Source organism: Parapedobacter indicus, assembly GCF_900113765.1.
GTDB classification, from domain to species: domain Bacteria; phylum Bacteroidota; class Bacteroidia; order Sphingobacteriales; family Sphingobacteriaceae; genus Parapedobacter; species Parapedobacter indicus.
The window spans coordinates 167,641-189,119 of the sequence record NZ_FOQO01000001.1 but is presented as its reverse complement, the minus strand read 5'-3'; the positions used below and the strand labels follow the sequence as shown (position 1 = coordinate 189,119).

At 48.9% G+C, this 21,479-nt stretch carries 14 protein-coding genes; 7 read left to right on the top strand and 7 right to left on the bottom strand.

Features of this window, described 5'->3' with window-relative positions; all coding sequences use genetic code 11:
- The first annotated feature begins 11 nt into the window (after positions 1-11).
- Positions 12-776: an SDR family oxidoreductase gene (locus BMZ56_RS00730; protein WP_090622657.1), complete on the top strand. Its 765-nt coding sequence runs from the start codon at positions 12-14 to the stop codon at positions 774-776.
- 17 nt (positions 777-793) lie between these two features.
- Entirely contained in the window at positions 794-2,602 is a 1,809-nt protein-coding gene (locus BMZ56_RS00725) for a M61 family metallopeptidase (RefSeq protein ID WP_245893022.1), read from the top strand.
- A 35-nt stretch (positions 2,603-2,637) separates the two neighbouring features.
- On the opposite strand, the gene BMZ56_RS00720 is transcribed toward BMZ56_RS00725, so the two are convergent.
- Positions 2,638-3,189, bottom strand: a complete 552-nt coding sequence (locus BMZ56_RS00720) for a hypothetical protein (protein ID WP_090622653.1) — start codon at positions 3,187-3,189, stop codon at positions 2,638-2,640.
- 166 nt (positions 3,190-3,355) lie between these two features.
- Here BMZ56_RS00720 and BMZ56_RS00715 point away from each other — a divergent pair, with 166 nt between their 5' ends.
- Positions 3,356-5,116, top strand: coding sequence for an AMP-dependent synthetase/ligase (locus BMZ56_RS00715; RefSeq protein WP_090622651.1), 1,761 nt, complete (start codon positions 3,356-3,358; stop codon positions 5,114-5,116).
- Between the two features lie 47 nt (positions 5,117-5,163).
- Positions 5,164-6,150, top strand: a complete 987-nt coding sequence (locus BMZ56_RS00710) for a YihY/virulence factor BrkB family protein (RefSeq protein WP_090622648.1) — start codon at positions 5,164-5,166, stop codon at positions 6,148-6,150.
- Here BMZ56_RS00710 and dinB read toward each other — a convergent pair.
- The 6 genes from dinB to BMZ56_RS00680 all read right to left on the bottom strand — a co-directional run bounded on the left by dinB (position 6,132) and on the right by BMZ56_RS00680 (position 15,360).
- On the bottom strand, positions 6,132-7,196 hold the full coding sequence (gene dinB / locus BMZ56_RS00705) for a DNA polymerase IV (protein ID WP_090622646.1): 1,065 nt from the start codon (positions 7,194-7,196) through the stop codon (positions 6,132-6,134). The two genes, BMZ56_RS00710 and dinB, sit on opposite strands and share 19 nt — an antisense overlap.
- A 15-nt stretch (positions 7,197-7,211) precedes the next feature.
- Positions 7,212-9,941 carry a carboxypeptidase-like regulatory domain-containing protein gene (locus BMZ56_RS00700; RefSeq protein WP_090622644.1) on the bottom strand — a complete coding sequence of 910 codons (2,730 nt, stop codon included), beginning with the start codon at positions 9,939-9,941 and terminating at the stop codon, positions 7,212-7,214.
- 81 nt (positions 9,942-10,022) lie between these two features.
- A complete protein-coding gene (gene cls, locus BMZ56_RS00695) occupies positions 10,023-11,519 on the bottom strand; it encodes a cardiolipin synthase (RefSeq protein WP_245893021.1) in 1,497 nt (498 codons plus the stop codon).
- Positions 11,520-11,533: 14 nt separating this feature from the next.
- Positions 11,534-12,532, bottom strand: coding sequence for an ATP-grasp domain-containing protein (locus BMZ56_RS00690; RefSeq protein ID WP_090622638.1), 999 nt, complete (start codon positions 12,530-12,532; stop codon positions 11,534-11,536).
- Between the two features lie 190 nt (positions 12,533-12,722).
- Positions 12,723-14,570: a flavohemoglobin expression-modulating QEGLA motif protein gene (locus BMZ56_RS00685; RefSeq protein ID WP_090622635.1), complete on the bottom strand. Its 1,848-nt coding sequence runs from the start codon at positions 14,568-14,570 to the stop codon at positions 12,723-12,725.
- Positions 14,560-15,360 carry an N-formylglutamate amidohydrolase gene (locus BMZ56_RS00680; protein ID WP_090622633.1) on the bottom strand — a complete coding sequence of 267 codons (801 nt, stop codon included), beginning with the start codon at positions 15,358-15,360 and terminating at the stop codon, positions 14,560-14,562. The genes BMZ56_RS00685 and BMZ56_RS00680 overlap by 11 nt, the downstream gene beginning before the upstream one ends.
- Positions 15,361-15,501: 141 nt before the next feature.
- Between BMZ56_RS00680 and BMZ56_RS00675 the strand changes: the two genes are divergently transcribed.
- The 3 genes from BMZ56_RS00675 to BMZ56_RS00665 all read left to right on the top strand — a co-directional run bounded on the left by BMZ56_RS00675 (position 15,502) and on the right by BMZ56_RS00665 (position 21,414).
- A complete protein-coding gene (locus BMZ56_RS00675) occupies positions 15,502-16,677 on the top strand; it encodes an efflux RND transporter periplasmic adaptor subunit (protein ID WP_090622630.1) in 1,176 nt (391 codons plus the stop codon).
- Between the two features lie 88 nt (positions 16,678-16,765).
- On the top strand, positions 16,766-19,957 hold the full coding sequence (locus BMZ56_RS00670; RefSeq protein ID WP_090622629.1) for an efflux RND transporter permease subunit: 3,192 nt from the start codon (positions 16,766-16,768) through the stop codon (positions 19,955-19,957).
- Between the two features lie 2 nt (positions 19,958-19,959).
- Positions 19,960-21,414 carry an efflux transporter outer membrane subunit gene (locus tag BMZ56_RS00665; RefSeq protein WP_090622626.1) on the top strand — a complete coding sequence of 485 codons (1,455 nt, stop codon included), beginning with the start codon at positions 19,960-19,962 and terminating at the stop codon, positions 21,412-21,414.
- Positions 21,415-21,479: the final 65 nt, after the last annotated feature.

Here is a 21,479-nt window from a genome sequence, read left to right as displayed (position 1 = left end):
TCTAATGTCTCATGTCTAAAAAAACAGCTTTCATTACAGGTGCCAGTGCAGGGATTGGCGAAGCATGTGCCTCGGTACTTGCCCGCGAGGGGTATGATCTTCTGCTGGCAGCGCGCCGTATCGACCGCCTGACGGAACTTTCAGACCGGCTAATCGCGACATATGGCATCAAAACCCACCTCCTGGCACTCGATGTACGTAACGCAGACGAAGTATTCTCGACCTTCAGCAATCTACCCAGTGAGTGGCAACAGGTGGATGTGCTGATCAATAACGCGGGCTTAAGCCAGGGACTCGACCCAATTCAAGAGGGCGATATCGGAGATTGGGACCGGATGATCGACACCAACCTAAAAGGCCTGCTGTATGTGACGCGCGCAGTAGCTCCGATTATGGCAGCACGCAACGAAGGCCATATCATCAACATCGGCTCCATCGCCGGGAAAGAGGTGTATCCCAATGGCAATGTATATTGTGCCACCAAGTATGCGGTGGATGCGCTAACAAAGGGAATGCGCATAGACCTGTTAAATAAACACGTCAAGGTGACCGCCATTCATCCCGGCATGGTGGAGACGGAGTTTTCCGTTGTCCGCTTCAAAGGTGACGAAGAACGCGCCGCTGCCGTATACCAAAACCTTGAACCTCTCGTAGCCAACGACATCGCAGAAGCCGTATGGTTTGCTGTGTCCCGCCCGAGACATGTCAACATCAACGACCTGGTAATCATGCCCACCGCTCAGGCAACTGCGACGTTAACCGTTAGGGAAAATTGAGCTAGATTTGGAATTAGATGATGATGAAAAAAATCCGCACCAACTTATTTTTGCTAATGACAACTGCCGTGACTTCCACTGCTGCTTCCCAACCACGTATCCATTTTGAGGTCTCGTTCAAAGAACCACAAGCGCATTATGTTGAAATAAAAATGGAAATCGAAAATCTCCAGAGAGACTTTATCGATGTTAAAATGCCTGTTTGGACGCCCGGTTCATACCTGGTGCGTGAATATGCCAAAAACGTAGAAAGCTTGGAGGCATTTGACGGGAAAGATACTCCGCTTGCCACCGAGAAAATCAACAAAAACACATGGCGGATCGCCTCAAAAAAGAATCGCACGCTGACTGTCCAATACCGCGTCTACGGCTTTGAAGTATCGGTACGAACCAATTTCATTGACGACAGTCATGCTTTCTTATCCCCTGCGGGTACTTTTTTATTCGTCGATGGCTTCCTTGAGCTTCCTGCCGAGGTCACCATCCTTCCCCATGCTTCTTGGTCCAAAATCTCCACAGGGCTTGAGCCCGTAGCCGGGAAACCCGGAACCTATCAAGCCGCCGACTTTGACATCCTGTTCGATTCGCCGATCGAAGTCGGGAATCAAGACGTGTTTACGTTTGAAGCAGCGGGTGTACTCCACGAAATAGCCATGGTAGGCGGGGGTAACTACGATAAAGAGCGCTTAACAAAGGATTGTATCGCCATTGTGGAGGAAGCCACCGCCATCTTCGGCGTAAATCCCAACAAGCGCTATGTATTCATCGTGCACAACTACCAGTCGGGCGGGGGCGGCCTGGAACATCTCAATTCAACCGTACTGGGAGCCAGCCGCAACGGTTATCAGAATGAACGGTCGTATGTCGGATTTCTGGGATTGGTGGCACATGAATATTTCCATCTGTGGCATGTTAAGCGACTACGTCCCCTTGAACTCGGCCCGTTTGATTACGATGCCGAAAACTATACAACCGCATTGTGGATCATGGAAGGCTTCACTGCCTACTTCGACAACCTCTTGCTCAGGCGCTGTGGCTTTCTTACTGAAACCAGCTATCTACAGGCATTAAGCAGCGACATCAACACCATTGAAAATCGGCCGGGCAACCAAGTGCAATCTGCCGCTTCGGCCAGCTTCGATGCCTGGATCAAATACTACCGCCCGGATGAAAACTCGGCAAATACGAGTATTTCCTATTACAATAAAGGGGCCTTGCTTGCCATGATGCTCGACCTTAAGCTACTTGCCGGAACGAATGGTGAAAAGCGACTGGATGATGTATTAAAAGCTGCTTATGAAACGTTTTACGTTCAGAAAAAAAGAGGGTTTGAGGAACTCGAATTACAAACACTGATTGAACAAGTAACCGGTATATCGGTAGCAGATATTTTCGATGCGGCACATACTACCGGATCGTTAGATTATAATCGCTACCTCAACGCGGTAGGCTATGAAGTGATTGATTACAACGACGGACGGGAATTACCTGACCTGGGTATCTCAACTTCGGTTTCTGACGGTCGTGTACTAGTTACCGGCGTGGGTAGGGGCACCGCAGCATGGGATTCTGGCATCAACGTGCGGGATGAAATCATTGCCATCAACGGGGAACGGCTGGATGCGCATGGCAAAGAATTAAACCGCGTATTGCAAACGGCGGCCATTGGCGACGTGCTGCACGTATTGATTGCAAGGGACGGGAAAATACAACAGCTTCGTGTAACACTTCTAAAAGATACCAGGGGGTCGTTTGGCATTATTCCGTTGGCTGACGCAACGGTCGAACAGCAGCGCCTCGGAAAAATCTGGCTTTCGCAGGAGTAATCGGGGATCGGGAACTAGGAACTGGAAATCAAAAACTAGGAACCAGAAGTCAGCTGCCGACCAAATGCTGATGGCAACACAAACCGTATTGATAATCCAATACCGTCAAACCGCACACCCGATTCGGGCGTCAGTTCCATCGTGGGTTTCCAATCCAACGATAGATTAATGGGTGCAGTCGGTATTTTATAATCCAAGCCCACAACTCCGTCAAAGCTCCATGCCATGCCACTGTCGTCTGTATCTTTATATTTATAAGCACCCAGGCCTCCCCCGAAGCCGTAATACCACCGGAGACCTTCGACGTCAACAAAATTGACAGGTTGATGGATCTCATATAGACCCAGCAGTTTAAATATCGTAAAATTCCGGTTTCCCTGAAAATTCAAAATTCCGTCAATGGCATGACTTTCGTTGATGAAATGTTTGTAGGTGATACCGTTTGCCACCCCAAAGCGCCCCCCGATTCCGCTTGTATACGCACTGCTCTCCGTATACGCATTGCTCTCCTGAGCGGCGGCTTCTTTACAAGCAAAAATTCCTACTAAAAAGACAACGATGAACGCGGCGAAACGATTTTCTTTCATGTCCCTTTTTGCGCAAAACAAATGCCAACATTTGTTAAATTGCAAAATCGACGTTTCGTAAATTCGTGGTTTCGCGGTTTCGCAGTTGGGTTTATTCTAAATAATTAGTACTTTTAAATGCGCTACTGCGTGAACGACAAATAGATTATAGACCAACGTAGGATATATGACACCGGCAACCCGCATTTTTGACATTCTGACAAACTATGAAGCCCACTATTCCAAACCGGTCATGGTGGCAGGAAAAGCAGAAGGCATTTGGACGAACTACCCAACGGAAACCTTTATATCCTTAGTAGACAACCTCAGCAAGGGATTACTAGCAAAAGGAATACAGAAGGGCGACAAAATTGCACTGATGTCTGCCAATCGACCAGAATGGAACTTTTGCGATTTTGCCATCAACCAGCTTGGTGCGGCGATTGTCCCCCTATACCCTACCCTTTCGGGCCAGGACCTCTCGTTTATCATCGATGACGCTGCCGTTAAACTTATTTTTGTAAGCACTACCGAATTGCACGAAAAGATAACGGAAGCGTTGCAAGCAAACAACCTGGATGTCCCCATTTATTCGTTCGACCCCGTGGACGGCGTGCCGTCCTGGCAACAGCTGGTGGATGAAGGTGCGACACAGGATACGGACCTGACACCCTACCGGGACGCCGTACATGCCGACGATCTACTCACACTCATTTACACTTCCGGTACTACCGGCAAACCAAAGGGTGTGCATCTCTCCCATAAAAATGTCATCACCAATGTATACGATTGCTATCATTTGCTGCCCGACTACTTCCGGAAGGCACTCAGCTTTCTGCCCTTGTGCCACATCTTTGAACGGATGGTCGTATACTTATATTTTGCCAAAGGTGTAGAAATCCATTATGCAGAAAGCCTGGACACCATTGTAGCCGACATTAACGATGTAAAACCCGACGGGTTTACCACCGTGCCCCGCGTATTGGAGAAGGTATACGACCGCATTGTAGCCAAAGGCAAGGAACTCAGCGGTGTAAAACGGCACATTTTCTTCTGGGCGCTTAATCTCGGCCTCAACAATAAGGAACCCGAAAAGAACGGCGCCTGGTTCAACATGCGTCTGGCCGTCGCTCGGAAGCTGGTATTCTCCAAATGGCAGGCAGCGCTCGGTGGCAACATCAAACTGATTGTCTCGGGTGGAGCTGCACTGCAACCCCGGTTATCACGGGTATTCTGGGCGGCGGGCATACCGGTGTTGGAAGGATACGGCCTTACGGAAACCTCGCCGGTTATCGCCGTCAACAGCCTGGAGAAAGGTGGCGTTAAATTCGGAACAGTGGGAAAAGTATTGAAACATGTAGACGTAAAGATTGCCGCCGATGGCGAAATACTGTGCAAAGGCCCGAGCATTTCAGCGGGTTACTACAAAAATGAAGTGGCAACGTCGGAAGCCATCGATAGCGAAGGGTATTTCCATACGGGCGACATCGGCGAGTTGGATGCCGAGGGTTTCCTACGCATTACCGATCGGAAGAAAGAAATGTTCAAAACAGCGGGCGGTAAATATGTGGCACCCCAGGCGCTCGAAAACAAGTACATGGAATCGACATTGATCGCGCAAGTAATGGTCGTCGGTGAAAACCGGAAATTCCCCGGGGCGTTGATCGTTCCCGCCTTTGATGTGCTGGAAAACTGGTGTAAAATCAAAGGAATTTCCTTCGATTCCAGGGAAAAGGTGATTCAAAAACCGGAAGTCATTGATAAATACCAACGTGAAATCAATCGGCTGAACCAAGGTTTCGGACATTGGGAACAGGTTAAAAAATTTACGCTGCTCGCAACCGACTGGACAATCGATGCCGGAGAACTTACCCCCAAGCTCAGTTTAAAACGTAAAGTTATTTTACAGCGCTACGAAAAAGAAATCGAAGATATCTACCGCGAATAAACAACCTTACCCGTTTCTCGTTTATTAAATACATCAAGCATGTATGTATGAGGCTTTTTAAAAAATCCTTCTATAAAGACATCTTCCAGTTGCTGAGCAACACATTTTCGGAATTTTCCAACGACAATGCCATGAAGATGAGTGCGTCACTCGCCTACTACACCATCTTTTCCATCGCACCCCTGCTGCTCATCGTCATTTGGCTGGTCGGCTTTTTTTACGGCCAGATCCTAGCCGGCGAACACGACGCTCAATCAGCGGTCTTTGAGGAATTTGCAGCGATCTTCGGGCCGGCAACGGCCGCACAGATCCAGCAAATCATCCAGAACATCGGTTTATCCAATAAATCGGGAATTGGAATTGCGGTGGGCATCGGCACCTTGATCCTGGGTTCTACGACCATCTTCACTGAAATACAGGATTCGCTGAATCGGATATGGGGTGTGCGACCTAAGCCGAAAAAGGGATGGTTAAAGATGCTCCTAAACCGCGCCATCTCCTTTTCCATGGTACTGGGACTTGGCTTCCTGCTGATTGTTTCCCTCATTGCCAATGGAATCATTGTGGCACTCAGTTCGCAGATTACACGCTTTTTCCCCGAAATTTCCGTCTATTTGGTCGAATGGGTAAACATTGGACTCACGTTTATCGTCATTACGTCCCTGTTTGCTTTTATCTTCCGCTTTCTGCCCGATGCACGGATGCGTTTCCGGGATGTAGCCGGTGGTGCTATCTTCACGGCCGCCCTTTTCATGCTGGGCAGGTACCTGATTTCACTTTACATGCAATACAGTGCACCAGCCTCCGCTTATGGAGCCGCGGGCGCCATTATCATTTTGCTGCTCTGGGTATATTATTCAGCAGCTATTCTTTACTTTGGCGCTGAATTTACAAAAGTTTACGCACTCCGTTACGGTCGGGGCGTATGGCCGTCATCCTATGCGGTGAAAGTCGTGATGAAAGAAGAGGAAGTGGAGGACGAGCCCCTCGAACTACCCTCCCGTCCAAACACCGGTCAAAACAAGGAAAGCTGATTGGAGGCCAGGTTGATGCGATCGAAATTGCTAACCGATATCCCCAGCAAGCGAACCGCGATGGGTTCTGGCGCCATCACCAATTGAAGGGAATTACGGGCAGCAGACAAAATTTCTTCCCCTGCATCCGTGTAATAAGGCAGGGAATGGCTGCGGGTTATCAATCGGAAATCAGCAAATCGGATTTTCAGCGTAATGGTACGCCCTTTCAATTTGCGGCTTTGCATCCGCCCAGCTAATTTAGTGGCAATTTTTTCAAGTTCCTCCTCCATGGCGGCTACCCGGTGCAGGTCCTCGCCAAACGTATCTTCCACAGCAATCGATTTCAGCTCGCGGTCAGGCTGCACAGGGCGATCATCGACTCCCCGTACAATGTGGTAATAAAAACGTCCGCTTTTTCCAAATAACCGCACCAGCTCCACTTCCGACAGGCGTTTAAGATCGGCGCCGGTAAATAATTGCATCTGCTTCATTTTTGCCGCCGTTACTTTCCCCACCCCGAAAAACTTCTCCACCGGTAGATTTTCCATGAACCGCTCAATGCGTGACGGGCCGATAAATGTCAGTCCATCGGGCTTTTGCATGTCCGACGCAATTTTGGCCACGAACTTATTGACCGAAATCCCCGCCGATGCGGTGAGACCAAGCTCTGAGCGGATGGCCGCTTTAATCTGCCGTGCAATTTCCATGGCCGACCCAATCGCCCGCTTATCAGTTGTCACATCCAGATACGCTTCATCCAACGAAAGGGGTTCTATCACATCGGTATAACGTCGAAAGATCTCACGGATTTTAGCCGAAACGGCTTTGTAAGCGTCAAACCGGGGCGGCACGAATACAGCGTGTGGACACAGTCTGGCAGCCTGGCTGCATGGCATAGCCGAGCGGACCCCATACTTGCGGGCTTCGTAACTGGCGGTCGCCACCACACCCCTACTATTGGGTGGACCGCCCACCACCAACGGAACACCCCGGTATTCCGGAAAATCCCGCTGTTCTACCGAAGCATAAAACGCATCCATGTCAATATGGATGATTTTCCGCATATGTTACCTATTGAATCACTGCTTCACCGTATACCGGTATATGGCACGGCCGATGTTCCCCGTAGCATCTACCCCTTCCACGACGACACGATAGCTGCCTATCCCATCCGCATTATAAAAATTCAATTGCGCCGTACCATCTTCGGTCGTCTTCACTTCGGGGTTCCAATACACCGTTGTCCGGATATCGTTCACCGCACGGCGTTCGGGCGTGTCGTATTTGGGCGTGTAAAACTTACGCTCTTCCACGTACCCCAGCGGCGTAAGATCAATGATATTGCTTTTCGGCAATAACGCTTCGATCTGGCTGAGTGACATGCGGGGACCCTTTTCCTGCTTTTTCGTGGTATAAATAGACACCACCCCGTTGTTTTGATACATTCGGCTTACCGTACCCAGTTCATCGCGCAGAAAGATTTCAATCCCCTCCACTTCTGCCGGCATAATCCCGTTGAGCGAAGGGACGTCCATAGCCATTCCATTTACAAAAAACTGCACCGGAATACGTCCTCCCGCGTTGTAATCACGGGTAATGAAGAAAAGCTGACTTTGACTGTCATAAGTAATGCCGGTAAGAGCCGTTTGCAGGCACATAATGAGGTTGTTGCATCCCTTTAGCCGATCGGCGCTGATTTGGTGATCGGCCATACCCAGCCCCGAAATGGCCGGATAATCTTTGTGTGAAAAACTCGGTCGCGAGGAAGCCGTCACTTCCACCTCTTCCAACAAGATGGATGTCCGGTATTCGTTACGGCTGTTGGTCAGGTAAGGTGCAAACACACCATCGATATTCAACACGTCATCCGCCCGATAAGCCGTGGTATCAATTCCGGGATATCGCGTAGGGTCCACATTAATGACCATATTCCGGTAATTGTCATTACCGCGGGCATTGATCGTTACGCGTGACGAGTCGGTAAACACCAAGTCGTTAAATACAAAGCGTCCGTTTTCATCCGTATAGGTATCTTTACGGAAGCTTCTATCGGGAATAGACAACAATAATCCGCCGTTGACCACAGGCTTTCCATTGTTTAAACGCAATACGCCGGATATTTCAATGCCTTGTTCTGGAAAAAAATGCACTTCCGGATAGCGGTCTGCCAAAATATCCGTATACGAAAATCGCCGGTATCCCTGCGTAAGCAACAGCACATCCAGCGCTTCCCGTTTGTGGTCATCCGGCTGATTGAAATAATAATTCGGTTCCTCCACATAGCCCTTCAAATCGGACGTAAGCAACAGGTTGCTCAATATGGTTGTCTCTTTATTTTCCTCATATGGCACCTTGGATTCGTCTACTACGGCTACCGAATAATTGCCAACGGTCATGGTATCGTTGTTGGCAACCTGTATGCCTAACTTGACTAATTCCTTCGTGGTATACGCTGTTTTGTCGCTGCTGATGGTTATTGATAACGGTTTAATATTCTCCACAAAAACCAATCGTTCACTCACCGGCGCGCCGGATGACGTGAATAGCGTCAGTTGCGCAATACCCGTTGGAAAGCGGTCTTTGGGAAGGTTTACCACTACGGAATTATTGCGCAAAGCTGCCTGTGCCGCATAACAAAGAATCCCATTTGTTTGCGCGATGAGGTAAAACGCCTTGCCCTTATGGGCAGCAAAAAATGGGTCGTTGGCCACAATTGCCAATTGCAGCTGTGATGTGTCGGATTTCACCACCGTCACACTGATTCCCTGTTCAACCACCGGAGGTAAGGGAAAACTTCGGTTTTCACCGTTTTCAAACGTCACATTGGCCGTATACGCATTCCCTGCTTCCGGTATAAATGTGAAAGATCCCATTCCTTTATGTAGGTCCGACAGCGCAGCCACTTCCGTCCCCTTTTGGTCCACAACGCTACCTTTCATAGGCAATCCACGCCCATCGCTTCCGATCGCTTTGAAGGCAACTTTCTTGGATAATCCTGCAATGAGATCGCCCCCCTCCGGAAAAAACTGGACATCGGCATCCCAAAGTGCCGTCTGCAACGGAATGGTACCCAGTAGCGGTGGAGCGCTGCCACCCGACTCAACCGATACGTACAATTTCCCTTTTTGCAGGCGATCCCGGTCTTTCCCGTTGATGTTAATCATCACGTTACCCACAGCGTCCGTTTGACCTTTGCCATCATCAATGGGTTCCCATCCCACCTGTGCTGACCAATTCAACTTTCGATTGCTCAACGGTTTTCCTTCTCGATCCTTAAATTGGATGACGGCCTGTGCACGGGCGCTTTTGCCTTTTCCTTGGTCATTGAATGTAACAGTATAGTGAAGGGCATTGTTCAGCACGTCACCCACGGGTACAATTTTGTTAAAAAAATAAGCAGGGTCGAAATTCACCATCCATTTGGTATACGCACGGAATCGGTAGTTACCCTGGCCGTACCATTCCTGATCAAGCACCAGATGACCGTCGCCCACGTTATGGGTCAACGGAATCCGCATGGTCTGCATCAGCGAATCTTTTCCGTTCATCACCTCCACGTAAACCACTTTGCTCAGGTCATAGTTGTACATATTGCTGGTCAGGTACGCTTTGAACCACAGCGTATCCCCTACTGCGTAGTAAGGTTTGTCAAAATGCAAGTGCACTTTTTCCACGGGATACGCTTCCAGTAACTTCTGTGTTTTTTCAACTACGGTATTGACAGTAACACTATCCTGTTGGGCATAGGATTCGATAGCTAGGCAACAGACAAAAAGGGAATAACAGACTAGTTTAACGATACGGTTCATTCAAAACAATACTTAGATGCAACAAATGGCTAAGATATTCTTTTTGGCGGTTTATGCCAAAAGTCGGGTTAATTTTAACATTTAGAGCAAGGGCGTTAACAGCCTGCATAGCGAATCCACTCCACGTTTCCACCGCGGCCGCCGCATCCAAACATCGCGCGTCAACAACGTACTATCGGCTTTATCATCTTCAAATTGCGCATCCAATTGAGCACATAGACCCAAGTCGTTAATAACGGCGCTGACTTCAAAATTGATATAAAAGCTGCGGATATCCAGATTGACTGTCCCGATATAGGCCAATCTTCCATCAACGCAAATGGTTTTTGCATGGATAAAGCCTTTTTCGTACAAATACACGATCACACCCCGTTCCAATAAGGGCTTCAAAAAAGAGAATGAAGCATGCTGCACGATAAATGAATCTGAACGGGCTGGTAGCATCAATTCGACGCGAACGCCCGAAGCCGCGGCCAGTTGTAATGCCGTACTCAACTCTTCACTCGGAATAAAATAGGGTGTGCATATCCGTACCGTATGTGCTGCCTCAGCAATGCCAATCAACATGGCTTCCATGTTATAGGGCGCATTGGAACCCGGATCGCTGAAGGCGAAACTCACGGCCGCACCTCCAACAGGCCGGGCCGGTGTCGTGTGGAAATAACCATCCCGGAGGCTAAAAGACTCACCTCCGGCCAGGTGCCAATTCATCCAAAAATGCGTTTGCAGCACGTTTACCGCGTCGCCCTGGATTTTTACAGCAGTATCCCGCCAATACGGGGAATGGCGCCCCCTGTTGATATACCGATCGCTGATGTTGATACCACCTACAAAAGCAGTATGTCCGTCAATAACAGCTATTTTGCGGTGGTTTCGATAATTTCCATTTGCCAGCGAAGTAAAGGTAACCGGCATAAACGGAATAAACTGAATTCCGGCTTTAGCAAAACGTTTTTGCCGACGCCTAAGCTTTGGCGATCCGAATGCATCGGCAATGATCCGCACAGTGATGCCTGCCGATGCTTTTTCTTCCAGTAATGCAATCAGTGCAAGACCGATTTCATCCAGCTCAAAAATATAATATTCCAAATGGACATGGTGGGTCGCCCCACGGATTACCCGGAACAATTCGGGAAATTTTTGTTCGCCATTGATTAAAAGTTCCACACGGTTATGCAGTGAAGGAGGTGCAATCCGCTGGTTTTTCAAGAAGACAAAAACCCTACTGAGCGGCCCCATAGATTGCTTCAACACAACTAGGTTGTGGTCCATAATGGGAGTTAGCCGATCCCACACGTTCAACAGCCGAACATGCTTTTCCCGGTTTTGCATCCGGAATATCTTGATCTTTTTAAATTTCTGACCAAAAAAATAATAAATTACGATGCCGATCACCGGAACAAAGACAATCACCATAATCCAGGCGATTGTTTTGGTAGGATTGCGGTTTTCGATCAAGATGGTCAGGATGATGGCAATATACACCAACAACAGCGGTATCCAATACCACTGGTAGATAAAAGTCCCGATTTGGTGAAGTGTCTGCACGATACCGGCCATGCGCAACGAACGTATCACCAAATCTACACATTTTACCTGTTATCTGCCACTTTCTTTTCGATGGCCGAGATGACCTCATCCATAAAATCCACACGCTGAAATTCGGAGGCGTGGATCAGTCCACCCGGACTAAAAACATTGATTTCCATTAGCTTGTCGCCGACAATATCTAACCCAGCCAAAAATATTCCATCCTGCCTAAGCAGTGGGCCCACCGATGCGACGATGCGCGTCATCTCGGTATTCATAGCGGCCTTTTTAGCTTTCGCTCCCTGATGGATGTTGCTCCGGATTTCGCCAACCTGCTGCACACGTTTGATGGCCGCGACTTTTCCTTCCTTCAGCAACGGTTCTCCATCCATCAAAAATAAACGGATATCACCTTTCTTTGCAGCGGGCAGGTATTCCTGCGCAATCGCAAACCCATCCCTGCAGATTGCCTCAACGATCTGTTTCCGATTTTTATCGTCCTTTTTATCGATGAGAAAGACATTCTTTCCGCCAGACCCCTTCAGGGGCTTAAGAATAATCCGGTGATGCTGATCGCGGTAAAAAGCTTCGACATCTGCCATATTACGCGTGATGATGGTTTGCGGCCGCACTGACTCTGGAAAATACTGCAAATACATTTTATTCGAAGCTTTAATCAGGCCGTCCGGATTGTTGAGCACTAAAATTCCCTGTTGTTGTGCCAACTGCCCGAACAGGACGCCTGCATCTTGTGCCCATGGCCTTTTCTCCAGATCTGCCGCCGGATCATTACGCAGCCATATAACATCCCAATCTTTGGAATTCGTCAATTGCTTCTCCTCGGCCACCACAGCTTCCAGGAAGGTGTGTCGCGACCGGAATTCGCGGTCAGGCACCTTCCGACTATGGGCCCCTACTCGTCCATCCGATAGGTAAACCAGGTCTCCGACTCCTGCATAATACACAGTGTGTCCACGTCGATGCGCTTCCAGGGCCAGCGCCGTAGTCGTATAGCCTGCCAATTCTTTCCGTACTTGATTCACGACAAATGTAATGGTCATATTTATTGTTTTTTATCTTTTTGCAGTTTGCGAAGTCGCGGTTTTGCGAAGTCGCGGTTTTGCGAAGTCGCGGTTTTGCGAAGTCGCGGTTTTGCGAAGTCGCGGTTCTGCGAAGTCGCGGTTTTGCGAAGTCGCGGTTTTGCGAAGTCGCGGTTCTGCAACTTCGCGTCTTTGCAGCTTCGCAAAATAATCACCCAATCATTTTAAACACACTGCCCCCCTTTTTTATTTCGTCGATCTTCGCTACATATGGTTTTTCGAGGTATTTAGGACGCAGCGGCGAAGGCTTCAGCAGTCCTCTATGCAGCAGCTCCTGGATGATCGGAAGGTAGTCTTGTCTTATTTTTCCAACGAGCAGTTGTGAGATATCATTTCCTTCCTTCACGTATTCAATCACATTCAGTAGTCCTTTTAGGTATACCGAATCTTTTGTGAGTCCCCCGCCGCGATATACTCGCATCGTAATATAAAAAGCCGTTTCGGGATTAAAGCTGTACTTTTCTACCAGCATATCAAACGTATCGGTAAACGGATTGCCAGCCAACATGTGATGGACGGCCAGTACGCGTGCCGCCAAGGTGCGCATCCGTTGGTTGGTTAACCCTCCGGTCATGTACTCGCTGAGTACCGCGAGCCCCTCCTGCAATTGTTCGTAACCGGGTACCCCCACATAAAAAAGCTTAAAGGGTTGGGCCATGCCGTTGTAGTAGGTGGCTACATGGGTACCCACCTCGTGTTGCAACAAGGCAAAAGCACGCTCTTGGGATATGCGGTATCGGCTACTGATATTGAGCGTTCCGCGGGATACCATGACTCCCTCCACGTCGTCCCGTACCCTCACAGCGGTAGACACCGTATTGTACTGCTGTTTCAAGTATTCCAATTCTGCCTTTGCCAACGCTGCAAAAGCATTGGCATCTAGCATCTCACGCTCTGCAGGTACTTGTTGAGGCTCCGAGGCCACCAGTATGGCGCGCGCAATTTCCAGCAAATTTTCCTCGACATTGCCAAAAAGCTGCTGACTGCTATATAGGAAATCTGGCTTTTCCCGTTCACTCAGCATGTTGAGCATCCGGTCGATTTCCTTTCGTTTATCACGGAAAAGATAAGCGATGGTCGGGTCCGAAATCGCTTCTATGGGCAGGTTATACAGCTTCCTTTTAATGAGTTCGGGATCGATTGGCATGGGCCGATAGTGAAACGCCGGATTTTTTCGGTATTTGGTCCGGGAAAAGCTCCGCCAGGCTTCCTGTGCGTTAATTGGCGTCACCAATAGCAGAAAATCAAATTGATTGCTGTATTCCGCCAGCTTCTCGTCGATTTCCCATACGGATTCGTGCAATTCCGTCGTGCCCAGCATTTGGAAATTCGCCGCGCTGTAGGAGGTCTTCATACGCACGAACTCAAAAAAACTTTTGCGCAATGCTTTTACAAAATTTTCACGCAGTTCCCGCAAGAACAGTGGATAGGGTGCTCCCGTCTGTTGATTAATGTAAACGGGTCTGATTTCCAATCCAATCAAGATGATCTCGTTTTTCCGTGCCTCTTCCGCGCCGTACAGCGCTTGGTAATAAGGCGGTGAAGGCATCTTCTTGTCTTTTTCCAGTGTGGTGTGTACACCGGGCACTTGGATGAGATGAATGCGTTGCAACTCCGACTGTAATTTTTCAGCGATCGGTAACGCGCTTTTCTGGCTGATATGGATGCTGAATGTAGGCGAATCAGCACGATTTGACAGCCAGACTTCCAACAGCATAAACCCGCCGAACTTGTCGGCCATCGCACCGGCTATTGCGTAAATAATCGGATTTATGGGGCATTCCTCTGTATCTGGAGCCACCAGGTAAGCCGACTCGGTTTTCCCCAGGGTCGATGTAAATGCATCTTCTCCATCGGGAGGAACGCGGTACACCAATAGGTAGGGAAGCGGCCTTTCGATCCGGAGTTCACCGCCACAGGGCAAGCTCATAAACACAGGTTTGCTTTTCTTCAGCTTATCAAGAATACGCTGGATATGTTTCTTATCATCAATGTCCATGCAAAAAAGAAGGTTTAACGGGTGTATCAAGCATATGCAACAGAAACGGAATGCATCCACCGAGCATGGCATGAATGCGATTTAGGTGGGAGATATCCACCCAACCGGTCCATTCGTCCATAAATGTTTTTTTGAACTCCAGCGAAAACACGCAACCGTACGCACCATAATTCCGATTAATCCATTCCGAAAAACCTCCCCCTTTGAATTTAACATTCTCTCTGACGTCCAGAAACCGGTCTTCGAAGCGGTGATGTGCCAGAAAACTGGCCAGGCAATGCCCCAGCGGTTTCCATTTTTCATGGTTGTGACCGGTTCCAATATTAAGTTCCGGATTTTCTCCGATACTGGCTGATTCGTCGGGACGTGTGCGCCTGTGATTGTAACTGTGGATGTCCAATACCACAAATTTTCCAAATAGCGCCAGGACCCATTGCAGCAGCTGATCCATTTCTGCATAAAACCGATCGTACCCTTCCAGCAGCCGATCAACCATCAGTTCGGGTAAAGCGGGTTCCCAAACAGTTAACCCCCAAGCATCTTTCGGTCTACGGTATACGGCTTGTTCCCGTCGGCGATTAAGATCGACCTGAAATCTTGAAGTTTCTACGACAATCCGGTTGACAGGCAGGTTTGCCATATAGCCCGTGTAAGGATCTTCCTCGCGAAAACGCTCGTGTTCCTGCAAATGCATATATTCCATTAAAGGGGCTGCTACCCTATGTCCCTGATGAATTGCGGTTACAATGACAGGAATCTGCTCTTTGTGTAGTGTATAAACCAAATCCATTTGGAATCATAACACGGTATTACAGGAAATGTTTGGCACACTATCTGACCCCTATCCCGTAAACCGACTGGCGTAAAAACCATCGATCATTTATCACAGAACAAACAATACGCAGGTACCGGAACAATAAACAGAAAGAACATGAACATTTCAATTAAATTAAATAGCAAAACACTCATAATCATAGGCTTAATCACATTATCACTCTTTGTAATTTTCAGCTGCTCCACGGGATCTTCAAAAACCAACGATGCAGAAAGCAATGCAATTGCCTTGCCCGTGCAGCAAATAGACACGGCAACCGCTATTACCGTAAAAGACTATTTGGGAACCATAGAAGGCAAGGTAAATGTGGAAATACGTCCACAGGTTGAGGGGATTTTGGAAGAAATATACGTCGATGAAGGCGCCGTTGTGAAAGAAGGTCAAAAACTCTTCAAGATCAATCCACAGCCCTATCAGGAACAATTGAACAATGCCATCGCAAACGAAAATGTCGAAAAGGCAAAATTGGAGAATGCGAAGCTGGAAGTAGATCGGCTGAAGCCGTTGGTTGAGAACGACGTGATCTCGGATGTAAGGCTTCGGGCCGCGCTGTCTGATTACGACGTTGCCAAAGCATCGCTCGCCCAAGCGTCGGCAGCTGTCGCAAGTGCGCGCATTAACCTGGGATTCACCACCATCAAGGCGCCCGTAAGTGGTTTTATCGGACGTATACCGAAACGTGTGGGTAACCTAGTAAGCAGCAGCGATCCGCTGACCGAACTTTCCGATATCAGCGAGGTATATGTTTACTTTGCAATGAGTGAGTCGGATTTTCTTTATTTCCGTAAAAAATATGGCAAATCGGATTCAACATCAACCGGTTCTGCCGACACGGCACAGTTGATTCCTAATGTGTCCTTGGTAATGGCCGACGGCACCGTTTATCCCGAAAAGGGGGTGGTAGACGCCATCAATGGCCAGGTAAACCGTACGACCGGATCCATCAGCCTGCGGGCTACATTTCCCAACAAAGACCATGTGCTCCGTTCGGGCAATACCGGCACACTCAAAATGGAAGAACGCCAGCGCAGCGTACTGACGGTACCCCAAGTCGCTACCACCGAATTGCAGGACAAGATCTTTGTATATACACTCCAACCAGATAATCGGGTAAAGCAACAAGCGATCGAAGTGACCGGCAAAAGCGGAAAGCAGTATATCGTAAAGAACGGAATCAAACCGGGCGACCGGATTGTGTTGTCCGGGCTTGATAAACTCGAGAACGGAATGGAGATCAAACCCCTAACTGTTCCCTCAGCATCTGCAGAGTAAACATCTTTCTCATTTATTCCCAGCTAACGCTTGATGCTATCGGCGGCGATTCCTGTCCGCTGCTGGCACACGTTTTAAACGAAATGTAATGCTCAAAACATTCATCAATAGACCCGTATTAGCCACCGTAATTTCCACCTTGCTGGTAATTCTTGGATTGGTATCGATGTGGCAATTACCCATCACCCGGTTTCCGGAAATCGCACCGCCGAGTGTCACCGTTTCGACGTCCTATCCAGGAGCCAATGCGGAAACTGTAGCCGGTGCCGTATTGCTTCCCATCGAAGAAGCAATTAATGGCGTTCCCAACATGACCTATATACGCTCGTCGGCCACCAACTCCGGATCCGGAAATATTACCGTTTTTTTTAAAACAGGTACCGATCCAAACCAGGCGTCGGTAAACGTACAAACCCGGGTTTCAAAAGCGAATGCCCGTATCCCCGCCGAAGTTATCGAATCGGGGATCACGGTCGAGCCCCGCCAAAGCGGGATCATCATGACCATCAACATTTTCAGCAACCGCCCCGATACCCTATATGATGAAACATTCCTGCAAGCCTACGCACAGATTAACCTGATGCGCGAATTGGCACGGGTAAGTGGTGTGGGCGAGGTACGGCGTGTAGGAGCCCGTGATTATTCAATACGTACCTGGTTGAATCCGGAAAAGATGGCCGTATATGGGTTGATTCCGCAGGACGTCCGGGCAGCTATCCGGGACCAGAACTTTGAAATTGCGCCCGGGAAATTCGGGGAAACTTCCGATGAGGCTTTCGAGACCATCTTACGGCACCAAGGGCGGTTTACCACGCCAGAAGAGTTCGAGCAAATTGTCATTAAAACCAACGAAGACGGTTCCGTACTTTACCTGAAAGACATTGCCCGGGTCGAACTCGGCGCCACTAACCTCGGAAGCGATAACAAGGTAAACGGACACCCGGGGCTCACCCTGAACATTCTTCAGACCAGTGGTTCCAATGCACGGGAAATCGACATCCAAATACGTGATGTATTGGAACGGCTCTCCAAAGACTTTCCCGATGGCATCCAATATGAAATTTCTTACAGTGTACGCGATCAGATTGATGAATCCATTAATCAAGTGCAGCACACGATTTTCGAAGCGTTCATTTTGGTGTTTATCATTGTATTCATTTTTCTGCAGGATTTCCGATCGACACTCATTCCGGCCATCGCCATCCCGGTTTCGCTGGTGGGCACGTTTTTCTTCCTTCAGCTATTCGGATTTTCCATTAACGTACTGACCATGTTTGCCCTCGTACTGGCCATCGGCATCGTGGTAGATGACGCTATCGTGGTGGTCGAGGCTGTGCATCAGAAGATGCACTCGACAAACCTCGGGCCCCGGAAAGCGACCCTCTCTACGATGGGCGAAATCACACGTGCCATCGTATCCATCACCCTCATTATGTCCGCCGTATTTTTTCCCGTCGGATTCATGGGCGGTCCTTCAGGCGTATTTTTCCAGCAATTTGCCTATACCCTGGCTACGGCTATTCTGATTTCAGCCCTGAATGCGTTGACACTTACCCCTGCACTTTGCGCATTGCTGCTCAGAAAGTCGGATGCACATCCGACGCCTACGACGGTGGCCGATACGATGGCTGATACCACTACGGAAAAGAAACCTGGCTTTAGCGGGTTTAAATCCCGGTTTTTCAGTGCATTTAATACCGGCTTTGCAACTGTCACAAACAAGTATATTGGTTCGCTGCGCTTTCTAACTGCACGCAAATGGTTAGCGCTGGGCGGACTCGCACTTGTTACTGCCATTGGCGTATGGCTGATGAACCGCACCCCACCGAGTTTTATTCCTACAGAAGACGACAGCTTTATCACCTACTCACTTTCCATGCCCCCGGGGGCGTCGCTGGCCCGTACCACTGCCGCACTATCCAAAGCGGACAGTATCTTGAAAAAACGGGAAGCCATCGAGGGAATGACCACCGTTTCCGGATATAACGCCATTGATGCCAGCGCGAGTTCAGCGTTTGCCGTCGGCTACATTAACCTCAAGCCTGCGAAAGAACGTGGGGAGATCCGGAACATCAACGTCCTCATGGACACCATACGTCAGGATTTGTCCAAGATTACCGAAGCATCGTTCAGCGTATTCCCACGCCCCACCATTCAAGGATTCGGCGACTTCTCCGGCCTTGAATTCGTATTACAGGATCGCATGGGTGGCTCGATGTGGGATTTTGGCATGGTGGCAGATACCTTCATGCGCGAGCTGGAAAAACGGCCGGAAGTGGCGTCTGCCTACACCACATTCAACGCCAACTTCCCACAGTACCTATTGGAGGTAGACCCCGTAAAAGCGAAAGCCCTGGGTGTGAGTATCAACGAGATGATGCGAACCATACAAGGATATTACGGAAGAGTCATGGTGAGCGATTTCAACCGTTTCGGCAGACAGTACCGTCTATATATGCAGGCAGACTTTGAATACCGTGCAGAACCCGAATCCTTCAAATCCATTTTTGTGCGCAACAGTGCGGACGAAATGGTGCCCGTAAATACCATTGTAACCCTTAAAAAAGTAATGGGACCTGAAATTGTAAACCGTTACAATTTATATAACGCCATTGCCATCAATGCGATACCGTCTGAAGGGTACAGTACCGGCGAAGCAATGAAGGCGATGGAAGAGACAGCCGCCGCATACCTGCCCGGCAACTACAGCTATGAGTGGACGGGCATGAGTCTGGAAGAAAGCCAATCGGGCAACGAGACTGTATTAATTTTTGCATTGAGTATCCTCTTTGTTTACTTTCTATTGGCAGCTCAATATGAAAGTTACATCTTACCCTTAGCGGTGATGCTCTCCGTTCCCGTAGGATTGATCGGCGTATATACACTCGTCAATCTTGTCGGATTGGAGAATAACATTTACGTGCAAGTGGGGCTTATTATGCTCATTGGGTTGTTGGCAAAAAACGCCATCCTTATTGTCGAATTCGCCGTGCAACAACGACAGGCAGGGTTGAGTATTTATGAATCTGCCCTCGAAGGTGCGCGTATGCGACTTCGGCCAATTCTGATGACCTCCCTGGCGTTTGTAGCCGGTCTGATTCCGCTAATGTGGACGGTAGGTCCGTCTGCTCAGGGCAATCATTCCATCAGTTTCGGGGCTGCGGGAGGTATGTTAATCGGCGTTACGCTCGGCATCTTTATCATCCCGGTATTGTACGTAATTTTCAAATACCTCGATGAACAGGTAAAAACTAAATTGACAACAACAGAAGAAGATTGATCATGAACACTATCATTCGATATACCGGGTTAATTCTCATTTCCGGCTGCCTTTTGTTATCATCGTGCAAAGTAGGAAAAGATTACGTCCGTCCTGAGCTACCGACTGCAGACACCTTCCGGGGAGTCGGCACGGCGGCAGATTCCGCGACGATTGCCGACATTCCATGGAATGATTTCTTCACCGATAGCATGCTGATGATACTTATTGACAGTGCCATCGTCAACAATTACGACATGCAAACGGCACTGAAGAACATCGAAATAGCCAATCAATCGTTGCGGCAATCCCGTGCAGCCTTTCTGCCCGAAATCGACGCTCAACTGGGCGGCACCAACCACCAGTGGCGGTCGCGTGACTTCTACGGTTCTCCATCATCGGGCTGGTATGATCAAGAGGGACAGTCTGATCCTCCCGAGAACTTGTTCTTGTATCAGTCGCAATATTTTTCGTCTGTCGGCCTGAGCTGGGAACTGGATATCTGGGGAAAATTGCGCAGGCAAAAAGAAAGTGCCCTGGCCGGGTATCTTCAAACGTTTGAAGCCAGGAAAGCGATACAGACCAGTTTGGTGGCTGCCATCGCCGAAGGGTATTATAACCTGCTTATGCTGGATGCACAACTGGAGGTTGCACAGCGCAACCTTAAACTCAACGACAGTACCCTCCAGATCGTCAAGCTGCAACGGGATGCGGGCGAAGTCAGTTCATTGGCTATCCAGCAAACCCAATCACAAATGTTGGTTGCGGCCTCCCTTATTCCCCAATTGGAACAGGAAATTGCCATCCAGGAAAATACCTTGCGGGCATTGACCGGACAGATGCCGGACAGCGTATATCGCTCGTCTGCATTGATGGATTGGCGTATACAGGACACCTACGATGCAGGTGTACCCTTGCAGCTGCTTGTCAACCGGCCCGATGTTCGCGAAGCCGAGCTCGCTTTGCGCGCAGCTAACGCCGATGTGGGCGTTGCACAAGCATACCGGTATCCCACACTTACCATCGAGGCTTCGGGGGGGCTCAATGCCATGTTACCCCAAAATTGGTTCAACATCCCCGGGGCGTTGTTCGGTGGCATCATCAGCGGCGTCACTCAACCCATTTTTGCTGGGAGAAGACTGAAAACGCAGCATGAGATTGCGAAACTGGAGCGTGATAAAGCAGAAATCAGCTTTCAGCAAACGGTCATGGATGCCGTACACGAAGTAACCAATGCGCTGGTGATGATTGAAAAACTTAATGACCAATATGCAATCAGTGAACAGCGCGTTGTCACAGCGCAACTTGGCGTCAAAAACGCCAACCTGCTCTTTAAAAGCGGTGAGGCAACCTATTTAGAAGTTATTACCGCGCAAAGTAACGCGCTCAACAGCGAACTGGATTTGGTGAGTATAAAACAGGAACAATTGAATGCCAAGGTCACGCTTTACAGGGCATTGGGGGGCGGTTGGAAATAGCGTAACAAAAAGGCCAATCCAGCAACAGGGATTGGCCTTTGGATCTAATCGATGATCGATCCGGT